The organism is Methanoregula sp. UBA64 (genome assembly GCF_002502735.1).
Taxonomy (GTDB): Archaea; Halobacteriota; Methanomicrobia; order Methanomicrobiales; family Methanospirillaceae; genus Methanoregula.
The window spans coordinates 1-16,353 of record NZ_DAQC01000008.1 but is presented as its reverse complement, the minus strand read 5'-3'; the positions used below and the strand labels follow the sequence as shown (position 1 = coordinate 16,353).

20 protein-coding genes are annotated in these 16,353 nt (G+C 58.0%); 11 read left to right on the top strand and 9 right to left on the bottom strand.

What is annotated here, in order from left to right; translation table 11 throughout:
- Window positions 1-113: 113 nt before the first annotated feature.
- Complete coding sequence (locus tag BP758_RS10510; RefSeq protein ID WP_292370836.1) at window positions 114-1,148, top strand: sensor histidine kinase; 1,035 nt, start codon at window positions 114-116, stop codon at window positions 1,146-1,148.
- Between the two features lie 10 nt (window positions 1,149-1,158).
- On the opposite strand, the gene BP758_RS10505 is transcribed toward BP758_RS10510, so the two are convergent.
- The gene (locus BP758_RS10505; RefSeq protein WP_292370835.1) at window positions 1,159-1,638 is read right to left on the bottom strand and encodes a GyrI-like domain-containing protein; all 480 of its coding nucleotides are present in this window, start codon (window positions 1,636-1,638) and stop codon (window positions 1,159-1,161) included.
- Window positions 1,639-1,766: 128 nt separating this feature from the next.
- On the opposite strand from BP758_RS10505, the gene cofC reads away from it, so the two are divergent.
- From cofC to BP758_RS10475, 6 genes are all read left to right on the top strand, one after another.
- The gene (gene cofC / locus BP758_RS10500; RefSeq protein WP_292370834.1) at window positions 1,767-2,411 is read left to right on the top strand and encodes a 2-phospho-L-lactate guanylyltransferase; all 645 of its coding nucleotides are present in this window, start codon (window positions 1,767-1,769) and stop codon (window positions 2,409-2,411) included.
- Between the two features lie 10 nt (window positions 2,412-2,421).
- Window positions 2,422-3,123, top strand: coding sequence for a putative dsRNA-binding protein (locus BP758_RS10495; RefSeq protein ID WP_292370833.1), 702 nt, complete (start codon window positions 2,422-2,424; stop codon window positions 3,121-3,123).
- Between the two features lie 378 nt (window positions 3,124-3,501).
- On the top strand, window positions 3,502-5,325 hold the full coding sequence (locus tag BP758_RS10490) for an MFS transporter (RefSeq protein WP_292370832.1): 1,824 nt from the start codon (window positions 3,502-3,504) through the stop codon (window positions 5,323-5,325).
- 32 nt (window positions 5,326-5,357) lie between these two features.
- Window positions 5,358-5,789: a universal stress protein gene (locus BP758_RS10485; protein ID WP_292370831.1), complete on the top strand. Its 432-nt coding sequence runs from the start codon at window positions 5,358-5,360 to the stop codon at window positions 5,787-5,789.
- A 269-nt stretch (window positions 5,790-6,058) separates the two neighbouring features.
- Window positions 6,059-7,762 (top strand): ATP-binding protein, encoded by a 1,704-nt coding sequence (locus BP758_RS10480; RefSeq protein ID WP_349680512.1) that lies wholly within the window; start codon window positions 6,059-6,061, stop codon window positions 7,760-7,762.
- A gap of 83 nt (window positions 7,763-7,845) precedes the next feature.
- Window positions 7,846-8,106 (top strand): hypothetical protein, encoded by a 261-nt coding sequence (locus tag BP758_RS10475; protein WP_292370830.1) that lies wholly within the window; start codon window positions 7,846-7,848, stop codon window positions 8,104-8,106.
- A 26-nt stretch (window positions 8,107-8,132) separates the two neighbouring features.
- Here the strand turns inward: BP758_RS10475 and BP758_RS10470 are convergent, their stop codons facing one another.
- From BP758_RS10470 to BP758_RS10455, 4 genes are all read right to left on the bottom strand, one after another.
- A complete protein-coding gene (locus tag BP758_RS10470; protein WP_292370829.1) occupies window positions 8,133-8,810 on the bottom strand; it encodes a class I SAM-dependent methyltransferase in 678 nt (225 codons plus the stop codon).
- Window positions 8,811-9,151: 341 nt separating this feature from the next.
- A complete protein-coding gene (gene purF, locus BP758_RS10465; protein ID WP_292370828.1) occupies window positions 9,152-10,582 on the bottom strand; it encodes an amidophosphoribosyltransferase in 1,431 nt (476 codons plus the stop codon).
- A 12-nt stretch (window positions 10,583-10,594) separates the two neighbouring features.
- Window positions 10,595-10,777: a 50S ribosomal protein L37e gene (locus BP758_RS10460; RefSeq protein ID WP_292370827.1), complete on the bottom strand. Its 183-nt coding sequence runs from the start codon at window positions 10,775-10,777 to the stop codon at window positions 10,595-10,597.
- Window positions 10,778-10,788: 11 nt separating this feature from the next.
- Window positions 10,789-11,019: an LSM domain-containing protein gene (locus BP758_RS10455; protein ID WP_011991105.1), complete on the bottom strand. Its 231-nt coding sequence runs from the start codon at window positions 11,017-11,019 to the stop codon at window positions 10,789-10,791.
- Between the two features lie 179 nt (window positions 11,020-11,198).
- Here BP758_RS10455 and BP758_RS10450 point away from each other — a divergent pair, with 179 nt between their 5' ends.
- The 4 genes from BP758_RS10450 (at window position 11,199) to BP758_RS10435 (ending at window position 12,941) form a co-directional block, all read left to right on the top strand.
- Window positions 11,199-11,696: an RNA-binding protein gene (locus tag BP758_RS10450; RefSeq protein WP_292370826.1), complete on the top strand. Its 498-nt coding sequence runs from the start codon at window positions 11,199-11,201 to the stop codon at window positions 11,694-11,696.
- A gap of 91 nt (window positions 11,697-11,787) precedes the next feature.
- Entirely contained in the window at window positions 11,788-12,159 is a 372-nt protein-coding gene (locus BP758_RS10445; RefSeq protein WP_292370825.1) for a cell division protein SepF, read from the top strand.
- 4 nt (window positions 12,160-12,163) lie between these two features.
- Window positions 12,164-12,703, top strand: a complete 540-nt coding sequence (locus BP758_RS10440; RefSeq protein ID WP_292370824.1) for a ZPR1 zinc finger domain-containing protein — start codon at window positions 12,164-12,166, stop codon at window positions 12,701-12,703.
- Between the two features lie 73 nt (window positions 12,704-12,776).
- Window positions 12,777-12,941 (top strand): hypothetical protein, encoded by a 165-nt coding sequence (locus tag BP758_RS10435; protein WP_292370823.1) that lies wholly within the window; start codon window positions 12,777-12,779, stop codon window positions 12,939-12,941.
- Between the two features lie 28 nt (window positions 12,942-12,969).
- Here BP758_RS10435 and BP758_RS10430 read toward each other — a convergent pair whose 3' ends face one another.
- The 4 genes from BP758_RS10430 to BP758_RS10415 form a co-directional block, all read right to left on the bottom strand.
- Window positions 12,970-13,398, bottom strand: coding sequence for a hypothetical protein (locus tag BP758_RS10430; protein WP_292370822.1), 429 nt, complete (start codon window positions 13,396-13,398; stop codon window positions 12,970-12,972).
- A gap of 466 nt (window positions 13,399-13,864) precedes the next feature.
- Window positions 13,865-14,317 carry a hypothetical protein gene (locus BP758_RS10425; RefSeq protein ID WP_292370821.1) on the bottom strand — a complete coding sequence of 151 codons (453 nt, stop codon included), beginning with the start codon at window positions 14,315-14,317 and terminating at the stop codon, window positions 13,865-13,867.
- Window positions 14,318-14,636: 319 nt separating this feature from the next.
- The gene (gene purM / locus BP758_RS10420; RefSeq protein WP_292370820.1) at window positions 14,637-15,629 is read right to left on the bottom strand and encodes a phosphoribosylformylglycinamidine cyclo-ligase; all 993 of its coding nucleotides are present in this window, start codon (window positions 15,627-15,629) and stop codon (window positions 14,637-14,639) included.
- On the bottom strand, window positions 15,626-16,353 hold a 728-nt coding region (locus BP758_RS10415; protein ID WP_292370819.1), incomplete at its 5' end, for an aspartate kinase. The genes purM and BP758_RS10415, both read right to left, overlap by 4 nt.

Genomic DNA, 16,353 nt, shown 5'->3' with positions numbered 1-16,353 from the left:
GATCAGGGTATCCCTTTTGTACATGTTAAAAATTCGCGGGGCCGGTGCGTCTTTTATACGATAGGGAGAAGAATAGAATGGTAAGACGAACGGATGCTTCGATGTGATACGATATGATCCCTCTCCTGTGTATCGATACGAAGGCCGACCGCAGCGCCGCCCTGACCGAACGCCTCGCCGGTACCGGGCAGTTCCGCGTCATGGTGTCTGCTGCGCAGGAAGTCACCATAAGCCGGCACCTGGCGGAGTCGGACGCCGTTGTTATTGCCGTCCATGAAGAGGGCCAGAACGGCCTGGCATTCCTCACGCACCTGCGCGAGCAGGGAGTCGGCCTCCCGGTCATCATCCTTGCCGGGGCGTACGATCCCGGGGTCTTTTTTACGGCTGTTACCCGGCGCGCAGAGATCATGGTCATGGAAGGCCCGGTCGATGCCTGGTACCCGGCCCTTGCCTGCCTCATCGACAAGGTCTGCACGGCCCGGCGCCAGGCCGATCTCGTGGCGTTTTTGGAAAAGAAACTCAACCTTGTTGGCAGCGTCACGCGCCACGATGTCCTAAACCAGCTCACGGCGGTCAGCGGGTACACCGAACTTTTGGAGATGGTGACAACCGATCCGCAGATGAAGTCCTATATCGAGAAGGAGCGGACCGCCCTTGAAAAGATCCGGCGCCAGTTCCAGTTCGCAAAGGAATACCAGAACCTTGCCGCCGAACCGCCGCGCTGGGAACCGATCGCATCCGCGGTCCGCCGCGGCAGCGAGATGGTGGCGCTGGGGAGCGTTGCCCTCGAAGAGTCCTGCGGGAACGCAGCCGTGTACGCCGATCCGGCGCTTGAAAAGGCCATCGGCCAGCTGCTGGACAATGCGATCCGCCACGGGGATCACGTTACCCGGATCCGGATCTCCGTGCAGGAAGACAGCGGCGGGGCCCTCCTGGTGGTGGAGGATGACGGTATCGGGATCCCAAAAGAGAACAAGCCGCGTCTCTTCGACCGCGGGTTTGGCAAGCATACCGGGTGGGGGCTGTTTTTAGTAAGCGAGATCCTTGCCCTCACCGGGATGACGATTACCGAGACCGGGGAGCCCGGGAAGGGAGCCCGGTTCGAGATCCGGATCCCGGCCGGGTGCTACCGGAACGAGAGCCTTTAAAGAAAAGAGTTTATTCTTCCTTTATCCCGACGTAGATATCGACTTCGGGCTTGTTCTTGTCGGTGAACCGGGCATCGTAGATCTCAAAATCGCAGACGTACGTCCGCGGCAGGTCCGAGCCCCAGATCCCGGCCCAGGTACCGACAACCGCATCCGGCATCTGTCCCTGCGCCTTAAAATGCGCATACGTTTGTGCCGGGATCTCCCGTGCCACCAGGTCTTTGGGGAGTTTGTCAGCTTTTGTTACGCCGCATCCCAGAAGGTACGAGTATTCCCCGGTCCAGTCGGTAGTATAGCCGGAATATACCGCATACATGACCGTGGGCTTGGCACGGTCGGGGGTACGGGCCACCGCTTTTGTCGACAGGTAATCCTGCCAGCATGCAGGGATGTCTTTTAAGCTCCTGCCGTCTGCATTGCAGGTGCGCCGTTCGATCCCGGCCACGAGCCGGGAGGAGAGTTTTTCTACGGTATAGGCAGTATCGTCCATTACCGGTATGGTTTGCCGCTCAACCCTGTTAAACCCGGCCGTTTTTTACTGCGCTGCAGGGCCGGGGCTGCCGCTCCAAAAAGAGAATCAGCACTTTTTTTACATTGCCCCGCATATGAGCGTATCACATGTGTCCCCATGCACTCATCCCCTTTAAGCCCGCGGGACCCAAAAGCCGGCTCTCCGGTGTGCTCTCGACCGAGGAGCGGGAGGCGTTTGCCCGGGCAATGCTCGAGGATGTGATTGCGGCAGTAAAAGACGTAAACTGCAGCCCCGTGATCGTTGCCACCGAACTTTTTGATTCCGAGGATATCCAGATCACGATTCCCGACAAGGACTTAAGCGGTACCTTAAACGAGGTGCTCCCCCAGTCCGTGGGCTCGATCCTGATCATCATGGCCGATCTCCCGCTTGCCACCGGCCCAGCGATAAAACGGGTGATTACGACAAAGAGCGATATGGCAATCGTCCCCGGCCGGGGCGGGGGCACGAACGTGATCTTCCTAAAAGAGCCGGCAAAGTTCCATGTCGATTACTACGGGATGAGTTACCTCAAGCACAAAAAGATCGCAGAAGAGGCCGGCCTCTCCTGCGAAGTGATAGACTCGTTTGTGCTCCACACCGATATCGACGAGAAAGAGGACTTTGTGGAGCTCCTGACGCACGGGACCGGCAAGAGCCGGAAGTACCTGGAAGACCTCGGTTTTGTCCTTACTGCCGAGAACGGCCGGGTAGGGGTGGAGCGAAAACAGCCCCCCGCCCCGTCAGCCTGAACTTTTTTATATGGACAATCGATCCCGAGAGGAACTTGCCGCGGTCCTGTCCGGACCCGGCTGCACGGTTGCGCAGAAGATCGCGGCGTTCGTCCGGTATTACAACGAAAAGGCCGGTTCGGATGATCCAGCCTGGCAGGTCTCAAAGGAAGCCTGGCAGCGGTACGAGTTCCTCGGCGACCGGATCCTCAACCTTGCCGCAGCCGGGCTGCTCTTCTCCGGCAATCCCGCCTGTGACGAAGGCACGATGACCCAAAAGATGGGGGTGGTGGCAAACGAGTCCCTTGCGGCCATTGCCGGGCACAAAGGCGTGGATACCTCCCTGCTGGTCCCGGCAGCCATCGGGCAGCAGCAGGCATACGGGGATGCGATCCGGGGCGGGGCGATCGAGGCGTGCATCGGTGCGATCTCCGCGTGTGCCGGCCTTTTTACTGCCGTATCTGTTGCCCGCGACTTCCTTGCCGGGGAGATCGAAGCCTACGACCCGTCTGCCAATTATATCGGCCGGCTCCAGGAACACTTCCAGCAGTCCGGCCGGCCGGTCCCGGTCTATGCGGAACGCTCCCGGACCGGCCCGGATCACCAGCCGGTCTTTACGTACAGCGTCTCCGATGAGAAGGGCCGCATCCTTGGCACGGGGACCGGGTCAAGTACCGCAGAAGCCCGGCAGAATGCTGCAAAAGAAGCACTCGGGTTACTGCATCCTGCCTGACCGGTGCAGCTGCCGCAAAAAGGGGGGGGTCGCACAAAAAAAGGCATGACCCCCCCTGTTTTTTCGGTCCTCCCGGGGCGAGTATTTACCCTGTTTTATCACCGGAAATTTTCCCGACTCCTCACGTGCTAAAAAAAGGTGTGACCCCCCACCCCAGTTTATCCAAAATGCCCGGTACTCCCGGAATTTGTCCGCCGTAAAATGTCGGCAATCCCGCACCGGATATGCAGGTACAGCGTGAGGGGGGTCACACAAATTTTAGCGTGACCCCCCCACCCCGGGGCGCTTGTGCCCCTCACGATCCCCGGGCGGACAGTATGCCCGATGAAACTATATGCTCCCGTGGTTAGTGTTTCATATAAATGGGCACCGGATGACATGATCCGGAAGAACTGCAAAGAGACGGTAACTATCGTGGACGCACAGCCGCATACCAATGAAGTGTCCGGGCAGCCGGTACCGGATCCCTCCGTGCGGGATCCCCACTACAAGTGGATAGCGCTCTCGAATACGACCATTGCCATGTTCATGGCCGCGGTAAACGGGAGCATCCTCCTCATCTCCCTGCCGGCGATCTTTAACGGCATCAACATCAACCCGCTCACCTCCTTCCAGTACCTGCTCTGGATCCTGATGGGCTACGGGATCGTGACCGCCACCCTGCTGTTGAGCTTCGGGCGGCTCTCGGACATGTACGGCCGGGTCCGGCTCTACAACATCGGGTTTGCGATCTTTACCGCCGGCTCGATCCTCCTCTTCCTCACACCGGATACCGGGGATGCCGGGGCCATCGAGCTCATCGTCTTCCGGCTCATCCAGGCCGTGGGGGCGGCGTTCATCTTCTCGAACAGCGCCGCGATCCTCACCGATGCGTTCCCGCCCGACGAGCGGGGAAAAGCGCTCGGCCTCAACATGGTAGCAGCCCTTGCCGGCCAGTTCATCGGCCTTTTAATCGGCGGTATCCTCGCGGTCTACCACTGGCGGTACGTCTTTTTGATCAGCGTGCCGTTCGGTATCATCGGGACAATCTGGGCGTTTATGAAACTCAAAGAGCCGGCCTACCAGAAACGGAGCCAGAAGATCGATATCTGGGGCAACTTATCGTTCATCGGCGGGCTGACCATCTTTTTGATCGGGATCACCTATGCCCTGCTCCCCTATGGCAGCGATGCAATGGGATGGCGGGATCCGTTCGTTATCGCGGCGCTCGCTGTCGGGCTCGCGCTCCTTGTTGCGTTCCCCGTCATCGAGACCCGGGTGGAAGACCCGATGTTCAGGATGGACCTCTTTAAGATCCGGAACTTTGCGTTCGGGAACGCCGCCGGGTTCATGTCGGCCCTTGCCCGGGGCGGCGTCATGATCGTGCTCATCATCCTGCTCCAGGGCATCTGGCTCCCCCTGCACGGCTACAGCTTCGAGTCCACGCCGTTCTGGGCCGGGGTGTACATGCTGCCGCTCACCATCGGCTTTGTGGTGATGGGCCCGCTCTCGGGCATTATCTCCGACAAGTATGGCGCCCGCTGGATCAGCACGCTCGGCATGATCCTCGTGGGGATCTCGTTTTTGATCCTCGCCGTGCTGCCCTACAACTTCGATTACCTTCCGTTCGCGATCGCGCTTCTGATCATGGGGATAGGCAACGGCATGTTCTCCTCGCCAAATGCCGCGGCGATCATGAACTCGGTCCCCCCCGGGGATCGCGGGGTCTCCTCGGGCATGATGTCGACCCTGATGAACTCGGGCTTTGTCCTCTCGATGGGCATGTTCTTTACGATCATCGTCGTGGGGCTGACAAACGCCTTCCCCCTGACACTCACCTCGTCGCTTGCCGCGGCAAACGCCAGCCAGCTCGCTCCGGCGCTCGGTTCGATCCCGCCGACCGGCGCGCTTTTTGCCGCGTTCCTCGGCTACAACCCGGTTCAGACGATCCTTGCCGGCCTCTCCCCGGCCGTCATCGCCACCGTAGCCCCGGCAACGATCGCGCTCCTTACCGGGAGCACGTGGTTCCCGACCATGCTTGCCGGGGCGTTCATGCCGTCCGTTGCGCTCTCGTTTTATATCGGCGCCGGCGTCTCGTTCTTTGCCGCGCTCCTCTGTGCGATGCGGGGCGAACGCTATGTAGAGGAGACCGATGGCGCAGTGCCGCCGGGCACCATCCCCGCCCGCGATCCGCAAGAGGTATCTGATAGGAGCCGCAAGTAAGGAATATCTGGTAACACTGGAGGTAACCGGAGATGACGAACGGACTGGTTGACAGGATCCTGATCGCAACGGACGGTTCGGTGAAGAACCGGCCGGCCCTGGAAGAAGGCATAAAAATTGCCCGTGCGTTCGGTGCTGCCGTATATGCGGTATACGTGATCGATATGGGAACGTTCTCTTCCATGTCGGCGGATATGCCCATCGGCGATACCTACCGCATCATCAAGGCCGAGGCAGACGAGGCATTCGACCGGATAAAAACGCTGGCCGGAGATATGCCGGTAACGACATCGATCCTCGATGGCCGGCCCGCGGCAGAGATCGTGAAGTATGCCGCGGCAAAAAGGATCGATCTGATCGTGATCGGCACGCAGGGCAAAAAGGGCTTTGAGCGCCTGCTTCTCGGGAGCGTGGCAGAAGAGGTTATCCGTTCCGCGCCCTGCAAGGTGCTCGTGGTCAAATAATCCCGCGTTTCCTTTTTTTTTAAGTAAGCCCCTGCCGAAGGCAGGTCACGTATCTCATGTGATATAATGAGATCTATATTCTCCGTGAATAAAAACAAAGGAATTTACGTTTTCACAAATAATATCAGACAACTCTGAACCGGCATATGTGTGGATCGAAACACCGGGATTTTTTCCCTTGCGCTTTTTGAATCCCCTGGTTCTGCACCGGCAGTAGTGTGCCTGCCGTAAAAGAACGGATGTGAACCCCAACGAACCTTCTTCATCTCCTGATCCTGACCTGCCTGCTCTCCGCATTCGTCTCCCTGGCGCTGGGCGTGTATGTTCTGGCAAAGAACAGCCAGTCCCGGCTCAACCGTCTCTTTTTTGCCATGATGATCGGTGCTACCTACTGGGCGCTCGGGGAGTACCATCTCTGGTCTGCCGGGAATGCCGACGGGCTCTCTTTATGGCTCCATGCAAGCGCGTTCTGGCCGCTTGCTACGGCGGTCTGCGTCTATTTCATCATCACGTTTACCGGCCGCTGGCCAAAAGATCATGCCCTGTCGTGGGCCCTGCGGGCGCTGCTCTTTCTTCCGGCGGTCTTCTTCTCCCTTGCCGGCGCATTAACGGACGCGTTCTTCTCCGTGGAGTACATTCCCGGGACCGGCTGGGTCTACGTGCCGATTCTGTCGAGCAGCGTGTACCTGGCAAGCGGGATCTACATGATCCTCATCATGCTCTGGGCGACCGGTGCAACCATGATCGCGTGGCAGCGGGCCGAGCAGGAGATGACCCGGCGGCAGAACGGGCTCGTTTGCGTCGGGCTCGTCTGCCTTATTGTCTGCGGTGCCCTTTCGGCGATGCTTTTCCCCCGTATGGGGATCTATCTCCCGAACCTGATCTTTGTCGGCAGCATGATCTTTGCGATCCTGATCGTATCTGCGATCCGGCAGTACGGCTTATTCTCCATGAGCCCCGAGACGGTAGTCCCCGAGATCCTGCGCACCCTCCCGGAGGGCGTGATCCTGGTAAATCCCGCCGGAAAGATTATTGTCGCAAACCTGGCGGCGGGAAAGATTCTCGGGGTTCCCGCTGAGGATCTCCCCGGGCAGACAATTGCATCGTTTCTTCCCGCAGGGGTCTGTGCCACCCTGCGATCGGCCCTTCTGGAGAAGGGATCGGTCACCGATCTGGAGGTCGGGCTTGCCCGGCGGTCCTGTACGTTCGGGAGCATTGCCGGGACCCAGGTCCGGGACCCCTACGGCCGGATCGCCGGGTTTGTACTCATCATCCGGGACATCTCCGACCGCAAGGCTGCGGAAGTCTCCTTAAAGCTTGCCAACGAGAAGATTTCCATCCTCTCCCAGATGACCCGGCATGACGTCGGGAACCTCCTCACCGCGCTTTCCGGTTATCTTGACCTGGTCCGGGAAAAGAACACCGATCCCGGGATCGTCGCCTACCTTGCATCGGCCGACGGGGTCATGGAGAAGATCTCCCGCCACCTCCAGTTCTCGCGGGAGTACCAGGAGATCGGGTCCCACGAGCCGGCCTGGCAGCCGCTCGAATCGCTGATCGAGCGGGGGATCGCGGCGTTCCCTCACGAAGGAATTGCGCTCACGGTACACGTGGACCCGGTCGAGATTTATACCGATCCGCTGGCCTTCAAGGTGATGTACAACCTGTTTGAGAATGCGATCCGGCACGGCGGCCATGTCACCCGGTTCGAGGTCTCCACAAAAACGGGGCCCGACGGGAGCCTTGTTATCGTCTTTGAGGACGATGGCAAAGGCATAAAGACCGGGGAAAAATCCCGGATCTTCGAGTTCGGGTACGGCAGCCATACCGGTATCGGGCTCTCCCTGTCCCGGGACATTCTTTTAATGACCGGGATAACCATTGCCGAGACCGGGGAACCGGGGAACGGGGCCCGGTTCGAGATCCAGGTACCTCCCGCGGCGTGGCGGTCGGTCCGGGTCCGGACCTGGTAAAGCGTTTTTTTATTTTTTTGTTTTTGTGCATCCCGGTGGGGGAGACGAACGCCTTTTTGTACAGGAAGGACAACGGGTACAGGATGATTGTTCCTGGATGGCTGCCGCCGATCCTGATCGGGATCGACCTGCTCGTAGTGATCTACGCGGTCCGTGTGGCCGTGACCGAGAAAAAGCGCTGGGGCTGGCCCCTTGCCCTCGGATTCGGGCTGTTTTTAGTAAAAGAGGTGCTGACCTATAACGGCGTGAGCCTGCCGTCCGCGGCATCGCTTGTCCTGACGGCTGCCGGCCTTGTCGCGGCGCTCTGTTCGTTCTATTTCCTTACGAAAGAGCTGCCCTCGTAAGGCGCGGCCCCGGGCCAGCGTTTTTTTTAGTTTTTTCCTGCCACGGTCACGATAAAGGTCCGGTTCCGGTACACCACATCGACATCGGAGAACCCGGCTTCCCTGAGCCACGCGAGCTGGTCGGAGAGCTTCTCGTTCTTGTCGAGCGTGTCCCGGCGTTTCAGGATCGCTTCGTGCTCTTCACGTGAAAGCGGCCCGTTTTCCAAGAAGGCATTCCAGTATTCAAGATACCTCCGGGAAAAGTACGGCGTCTCGCCCTCGGCCTGGTCGGCGTTGACAAAGAGCCCGCCGGGCACCAGGACATCGTGGATCCGGCAAAAGAGCCGGCGCTTCTCGTCCTGTCCGAGGTGGTGGATCGAGAGCGCGGAGCAGACAAGATCGTAGGGCCCGCCCAGGTCCGCCTGCGAGTAATCGCCGGTGCAGAACCGGATAGTGTCGCGGCCCCTAAACCGCTCCCGGGCTACGGCAAGCATCTTCTCCGAGATATCGAGCAGGGTGAGCGTGGCAGTCGGGTATTTTTCCAAAAGCAGCGCGGATAAGAGGCCGGTGCCCGCCCCGACATCGAGGATCCGGGGGGAGGGGTTCGGACTTTCCGCAGCCCAGACCGCAGCCCCGTAATATTCCCGCATCTGCGGGATAACGAACTCCCGCTGCGCATCGTACTCTGTCGCTACTGCATCGAAGGCTTTCCTGATGTGATCCATGCAAGGTCTCCTGTGGGCTAAAAGGATATTCCGGTATGGTTCCGGGTTGTCGATGCAGGGAGAAAAAGGTGAGTTTTGGAAGAGTGGACCGATACTCCCCCTAGCGAGACGGGTGTAGCAGTGCCACCCGCCGGGCGCGAGGGGGTCGGGGGGCGAGTCATCGTTTAACGTGTATCTTCGGATTCTGGTGGTGATTATGAAAAGATACAAAATTTGCCTCTGAAGAAATCATTACCGTAGCAGAATAAAGCTCCTCGTCGGCTTTCGCTCCTGCTGCTATGGCTACTATATGTGACAAGAAACGATCCCGATAAAAAAGGGAGTTCGCTTAAAGGAAAAACTTAGCTGCTCTCCGCCTCGAACGATTCGAGCCGCGACTGGAATGTCCCGTCCACGAAGTTTACCTGGCGGGGGTTTGCCGTCTCGCCCTCGATGGGCAGCGGGTAACAGCCAGTAAGGCAGCCCGTGCAGAGGTCCTCGCGGTCAAAGCCTATGGCTTTTACGAGCGCATCGAGCGAGATATGGTGGAGCGAGTTTGCCGTGATGCAGCGCCGGACCTCCTCCTCTTCCTTGTCGCTTGCGATCAGCTCTTTTCGGGTCGGCATATCGACGCCAAGGTAACACGGGGCCTTGATCGCCGGGGAACCGATCCGCATATGGATCTCTTTTGCCCCCGCATCCCGCATCATCTCAATGATCCGTTTCGAGGTCGTGCCCCGCACGATGCTGTCATCGACAAGGACAATCGACTTGTTCTTTAAGTGCCCCGGGATCGGGTTGAGCTTGATCCGGACCGCACGCTCGCGCTCCTTCTGGCCCGGCATGATAAAAGTCCGCCCCATGTACCGGTTCTTCATGAGGCTCTCCACAAAGGGAACCTTCGAGCGCTCCGCATACCCGATAGCGTACGCCGTTCCCGAGTCCGGCACCGGGCAGACCGAATCGACATTGACCGGTGCCTCCTCGTGGAGTTTCTGGCCGATTGCCCGGCGCACATCGTACACCAGCACCCCGTCGATAATCGCATCGGCCCGGGCAAAGTAGATGTACTCGAAGATACAGTGGGCGCAACGCCCGGCCGTTGCTATCTGCGTGCACCGGACCCCTTCCGCGTCCATCCGGATCAGCTCGCCGGGTTTTATGTCGCGAAGGAACTTCCCGCCCAGGGCATCGATTGCCACGCTCTCGGAGGCAACGATATAGCCGTTCTCGATTTTCCCGAGGCAGAACGGCTTGATGCCGAGCGGGTCGCGGAACGCGTAGATCACGCCGTCGATCATGATCACGACCGAATACGAGCCGGCCATCCGCTTCATGCAGAGGTGGACCGCGTCCTCGACGCAGTTGGAGGCGCTGATCTCCTCCATTAAGATCTTTGCAATGATCTCCGTGTCGGTCGTGGTCGTGAAGATCTGGCCGGCCTGCTCGTACTCGCGCCGGAGCTCGCAGGTGTTGACCAGGTTCCCGTTATGGGCAACCGAGATGGAGTGATCCTTGAACTGGAAATTCAGCGGCTGGATATTCTCCGGCAGGTTTGCACCGGTGGTCGGGTACCGCACATGGCCGATACCGGCCGTACCTTTGAGATCTTTTAAAACAGAAGGGGAAAACACATCGGCGACAAGTCCCTGCCCCTTGAACTTACAAAGACTTGTGCCGTCATATGTGGAGATCCCGGCACTTTCCTGGCCACGATGCTGGAGGGCATACAAGGCATAATAGAGCCGGATGGATACACCGCCAGCATCCACGATGCCAACGATACCACACATGGTACTGCTCTCTTAATGGGTCGGCGTTTTTGGTCTCTTGCTGTGCCACTTGAAGTTTTGCATCTTGGTGCTTCTTCCAAATCCGCAGGAAGAGCAGACTTTCTTCTGGGCGTGGAACGAGATCCTGCCACAGCGCCGGCAGGCGATGTGGGTCATCTTGTTCATCTTACCCATTGACGGAGTGCCTTTTGTCATGTTATTTCACCTTATGATTCCAGCGATGGCGAGATGTAGATCACGTTATCTCCACGGACGATAAGCGTGCCTACCTTTACGACCTGCCCGTTCTCAGTTTCCTCTGCCTTGTCAAGGACGAGGTTCATGTGAACGTCGTACCCCTGAAGAACTCCCCGGATCTCTCTCCCGCCTTTGAGGGAGACGATCACGGGCTGGCGGTTCAGCACCAGATCCAAAATATCCAACGGTCTTTTGGTCATACTCTAAAACCCTTGTACTACCATCGCTCTGGAGTAATATATGTGCGTGAGCACTCTACTTAAACATAGCGTAGACCGTCATGGAGCATGAAGGTTTCTGGCAGAGTGCGGCCCGCCGTGGTTTCCCCGGGGGGGAAAACCTATTTAGCCGTTTGCCGGGAGAATGTAGGTGCAGAACTATGAAAAAGATCGTCATAAAGAAACGCCATTCCATCCGGAAAGGGCAGGTTGCCGATCTCATGGACCGGCTCGCCCTCCAGATCGGCCCCTCGGCAGACCTGTTCAAGGCAGACATGATCGAGATCCTCGAGACCAATGCGGACGTTGCGATCTACCTGGTCAACAAGAAACCGCTCTTCATGGATAACGGCGACTGGGTCTTTCCGACCCTCAAAGGGGCACTCCAGATCCCCTTCCCGGAACGGATGGTCACGGTCGATGCCGGGGCGATCCCGTACGTGGTGAACGGCGCTGACGTGATGCGGCCGGGGATCGTGGCCGTGAGCGGGGACGTGAAAGCCAACGGCCCGGTCCAGATTGTCGAGGAACGCCACAAAAAGCCGCTCGCCATCGGCGTCGCGCTCATGGACGGGCAGGCAATTCTCGCGAGCGCACAGGGGAAGATGTGTAAAAGCTTCCACCATGTCGGCGATGAACTCTGGAACCTTGAGATATAATCTTTTTTTCGTGCGAAAACGGGCCAGATAAACGGCGGTTTGCCGCTTTTCCATCGATACTATTAAATAATTTTCTTCATACAGTTTTTTTATGGTTAAGATCATTGACACCCTTTTAGGCAAAAACGCCACCAGTTCCGATGACGACTATATGGAGCTGGACCTCAGTTCCTATGAAGAGCGCGGCAGTTCCGGTGCGCCGGCGCTTCTTGTGAAGATCGCAACGATCGGCGACCTCAAGGACACCCCCCGGGTAAAGGACGAGGTATACAACGGCAACATCGTGATCGTGGACATCTCGCGCCTGAAAATGGACAAGATCTCGTACGAGCGCGTCTTAAAGGACTTAAAAGAGGTTGCAAAAGACGTAAACGGCGATATCATCGGCCTCGGCGACCAGCGCTACGTGGTTCTCACCCCTATGTCGGTGAAGATCTCGCGCGACAAGATCGGCGGGGCATAAGCCCGTGCAGAAGATCGTCCCGGGACCGTGCCCCTACTGCAATACCGAGATACAATACCTTTACCAGACAGAAAATATTCCCTATTTTTCTGATATCCTCATCATTTCGGCTACGTGTCCCTCATGCGGGTACCGGTACGTCGATACCCAGATGCTCAAGAGTGCCGAGCCGGTGCGGTACGAGCTCGCGGTGACGACCGCCGGGGATCTCAGCGCGAAAGTAGTCCGGAGCATGACCGGGATCATCGAGATCCCCGAGCTCGGCGTCCGGATCGATCCGGGCCCGGCCTGCCAGGGTTTTATCACCAATGTCGAGGGCGTGCTCGACCGGATCGGCCAGGCCGTTACCGCCGGGATCCGCGACGGGACTCCCGAGGAACGGGAGAATGCCCGGGTGCTGTTCGGGAAGATGGAGGCAGTAAAAGCCGGCGAGCTGCCGGTGACCGTCATCCTCCAGGACCCGCTGGGTAACAGCGTGATCGTCTCGGACAAGGCAAAAAAGACCGCGTTTGTGCCGGAAGAACCGGAGAAGGACGGGGAGTAACCCCCGGGCCGGTACGTTTTTATCCGGCACCGGCCGCCAGCTTCAACACCCCGCACTGCCAACAGGACACGGTATGCAGCGGATGAGATGCCCGGGCTGCGGGAAGGACTACGATGTCATGGCAGGGTGCAGCTGCTGCCAGCCGTCCCCCGGCCCGTTCCGGTGCCCGGCGTGCGGGGCAGAGCTCGTCCCGTCCGGTCCCGCCTATTATTTCTCGGGATCGTACGACGAGGAATGACCGGGAATGCCGTGCGTCTAACGCCGCATTATCTCCGGAGACCCGACTGCTCTTTTACAAACGCCTTGACCCCGAAGACCGCCGGGTTGCGGCTTTTTTTGACATTCGCGCCCTCGTAGGTCCGGTCGAGTTTCAGCAAAAGCCCGCGCAGCGCCATCTTTCTTTTATCGGTGCGCTTTGTCACCTTTCCCTTGAGGTCGCTTTTTCTGATCGTTCCCTCCTCTGCCTCGCGGTGATGTTCATGGCACAGGACAATAATGGCATTTGCCGGGTTTCCCGCGGGCCGTTCGGGGCTGCTGGAGAGCATGCCGATCTGGAACACGTCGAGTTCTTCGGGCGGGAACGTTGCGCCGCAGTACTCGCAGGTGCCGACCAGCTCGCGGATCGCCCGTTTTGTCCTTGTCGTCAGGATAACGCGGGTGCGTTCGTGACGATCCGATCCGCTGGTGCCGGTCATGGTTCACGCTTCGTTAGCGTCATTACGGCAGGCGGGGGTAATACGGTTTCGGTTTTACCGTAAGAAAAAAAGAGATGCCGGGGGCACGTACTGTTCATCTGCCAAATTATCTGCAACGCCGGTAATATCCTTTCACGTGAGTTCCTTTTTTCGTTGTGTATCCATGCACATAACAATTTTTCTCGGAACTGGTGCTCTTTTTAGAAGAGGCTGAAAAACTGTTAGCATTCGATACTGAATTAAAATTAATTTGATTGGATCCCTGGGTATCAAATCCCCCGGCGGAATTTCCCGGAACGGTCGAAGTAAAATGAGGATAAGCATTGTGCCCGCTTATCTGACCCAAAGGTACAGACGCCGCTGCCACAACTCCATAAAAAAAGGAAAAGGAAAAACAAATGATCAGCATCAGTGATCCGGTTTTCACGATTCGCTGCCCCACACGAAGGTTCATTGTTTTCTAACCTCACGCTGTCAATGCGCTGAAACTTATCACTCCGATCAGAATGCACAATCCCAGATAAAAAAGTGAAGTTGCCACGCGATCTTTGCCAAGACCTTGCAGGCCGTCTTTCCCACAGTAACGCATGTACGGGCTGATGAATTTCACTGAGATAATAGTCAGGACCGATGCCACAAGCAGCATGACAAATGTCCACACGATTTCCCGGAGAATCAACCCGTCAAGGGAGAATGGTGCAATAAAGGCTCCGGCAAATACCAGGGCGTAGAGAATCAGCCATCCTAGACTGGCAATTGCCTGGGCTTTTGGGTCATCACGCATTGTCAGGAAATCTACCTCATTGAGCGCCATATCGATAAGCCACAGGAAAAATGCGGCAAGGATCGTTGTGATAATGAATGTTACAACCAGAGCAAGAGCATCAATGCCGATATTTGTCCAATCCATCGTTACCATAAATGGTAAAGAACACAGCAAAAGTATAAAATTATCTGAATAATTGACTCTGTAAAAAACTGTAAGTACCATCCTAAATTTTGTTGCGAGGGGACCACGGGTGCTCGCCGCCTCGTCGGGGCTCGCCCCGTGGAGCAAAACCATGTACGGGAAGCATAATTGAAAAATTTTCATTCCGCAGGGGGGTCAAGGGGGCTTTCCCCCTTGGGTTGCCTCCCCCTCTGGGGGAGAGAGGGGGTCACCCTCGCAAATACGGTTTGGTGAAGGGAAATGATTTCTACAGTCCCAAAAACTAAAATTCCCGTGAAAAAGTTCGGAATCAGGTAACCTGCATATCCCCGAGCCATGCGCCGGGCTTCTCGATAACTTCCCCGACCACTCTGGCCCCGGGCACCATCGCGGTCACCTTGTCCGCTGCATCGGCCGGGACAACGTAGGAGTATCCCATGCCCATGTTGAAGGTCCGGTACATCTCGACCTTCGAGATCTTCCCGGTCTCTTCGATCCAGCGGAAGATCTCCGGGGGCGTGAGCGGGTTGTCGAACCGGAACCCGAACTTGCTGAGCCGCAGGAAATTCAACAGGCCGCCGCCCGTGACGTGGCACATGCCGTGCACCGTGCAGGCATCGGCAACTGCAAGGCTCTCGTGGTAGATCCTTGTCGGGGTCAACAGTTCGCGGGCGATTGTCTTACCGTTACTGAGTTTTTCATCGTAGTCCGCGTGCTGCTCCACGACCCGGCGGGCGAGCGAGAGGCCGTTGCTGTGGATGCCGGTTGACGGGACGCCAACGATCTTGTCGCCGGGCCGGATCTTCTCGCCCGTCACGATCTTTTGCTTGTCCTGGATGCCAAAGCAGGTGCCGGCAAGATCGAGGCCGTTGATGAGCCCTTTTAGGGACGCGGTCTCGCCGCCCACGATATCGATGTTCGCCTGCTTTGCGCCCTCGTTGAGGCCGATCCCGATCTGCGCCATCTGCTCAATCGAGAGCCGGTCGGTGGCAATGTAGTCCACGAACGCGACCGGCTCCATATGCATCACGTAGAGATCGTTCACGTTCATCGCAATGCAGTCGATCCCCACCGTGCTCCAGTCCCCGACCTTGTCGGCAACGAGCATCTTTGTCCCCACGCCGTCGGTAGTGAGCGCGAGCGCCTTTGGCCCAAAATCGATGAGACCCGCAAAGTGGCCCACGTTCCCGAGCATCGTGTAGTTGCCCTTCCGCCGGTAGCTCAGGTTTTTGATGAGCGCCTTGATTGCCGTTGCTTCGAGATCGATATCCACACCGGCCTTGCTGTATTCGCTTTGTGTCATTCGCTTTCCTCCGAGAGCCTGAATTCGTCGTGGAGCACGCGGACCGCCCGCGGGCCGTCCTCCTGCTTTACCACAAAGGAGATGTTAGCCTCGCTCGACCCCTGCGAGATCATCATCACGTTCACGCCGGCTGCCCCGAGCGCCGTGAAGATCCGCCCGCCCGTCCCGGCCGCGCCTGCCATGCCGGCGCCGACCACGGCGACCGCACAGACATCCCGGTTGTGCGAGACCTCGCGGACGATCCCGTCTTTGACGAGAAATTCGAGCGACTCTACCGCCGCGTCGAGGTGCGACTCGTCAACGATGAGCGAGATGTTCGCCTCGCTCGACCCCTGCGTTATCATCATCACGTTCACGGCCTTGTCGGCAAGAGCCGAGAAGATCATCTTTGCAACCCCGGGCCTGCCGATCATCTGGGCGCCGTTGATGTTGATGGACGCAACCTTGTCGATGTAGGTGAGCGCCTTTACCACCCGGTTGTCCCGGTGGCCGTTTCTTACGATCATCGTGCCCGGGTAGGTCGGGTTGAAGGTGTTTTTTACCCGGACAAGGATGTTTTTGCGCATGGCCGGATCGATCGAGCGCGGGTGCATGACCTTTGCGCCGAAGTACGAGAGCTCCATGACCTCGATGTAGGAGACGCTCGTTAAGACCCGGGCATCGTTAATCACCCGCGGGTCGGAGGTCATGATGCCGTCCACATCGGTCCAGATCCAGATCTCGT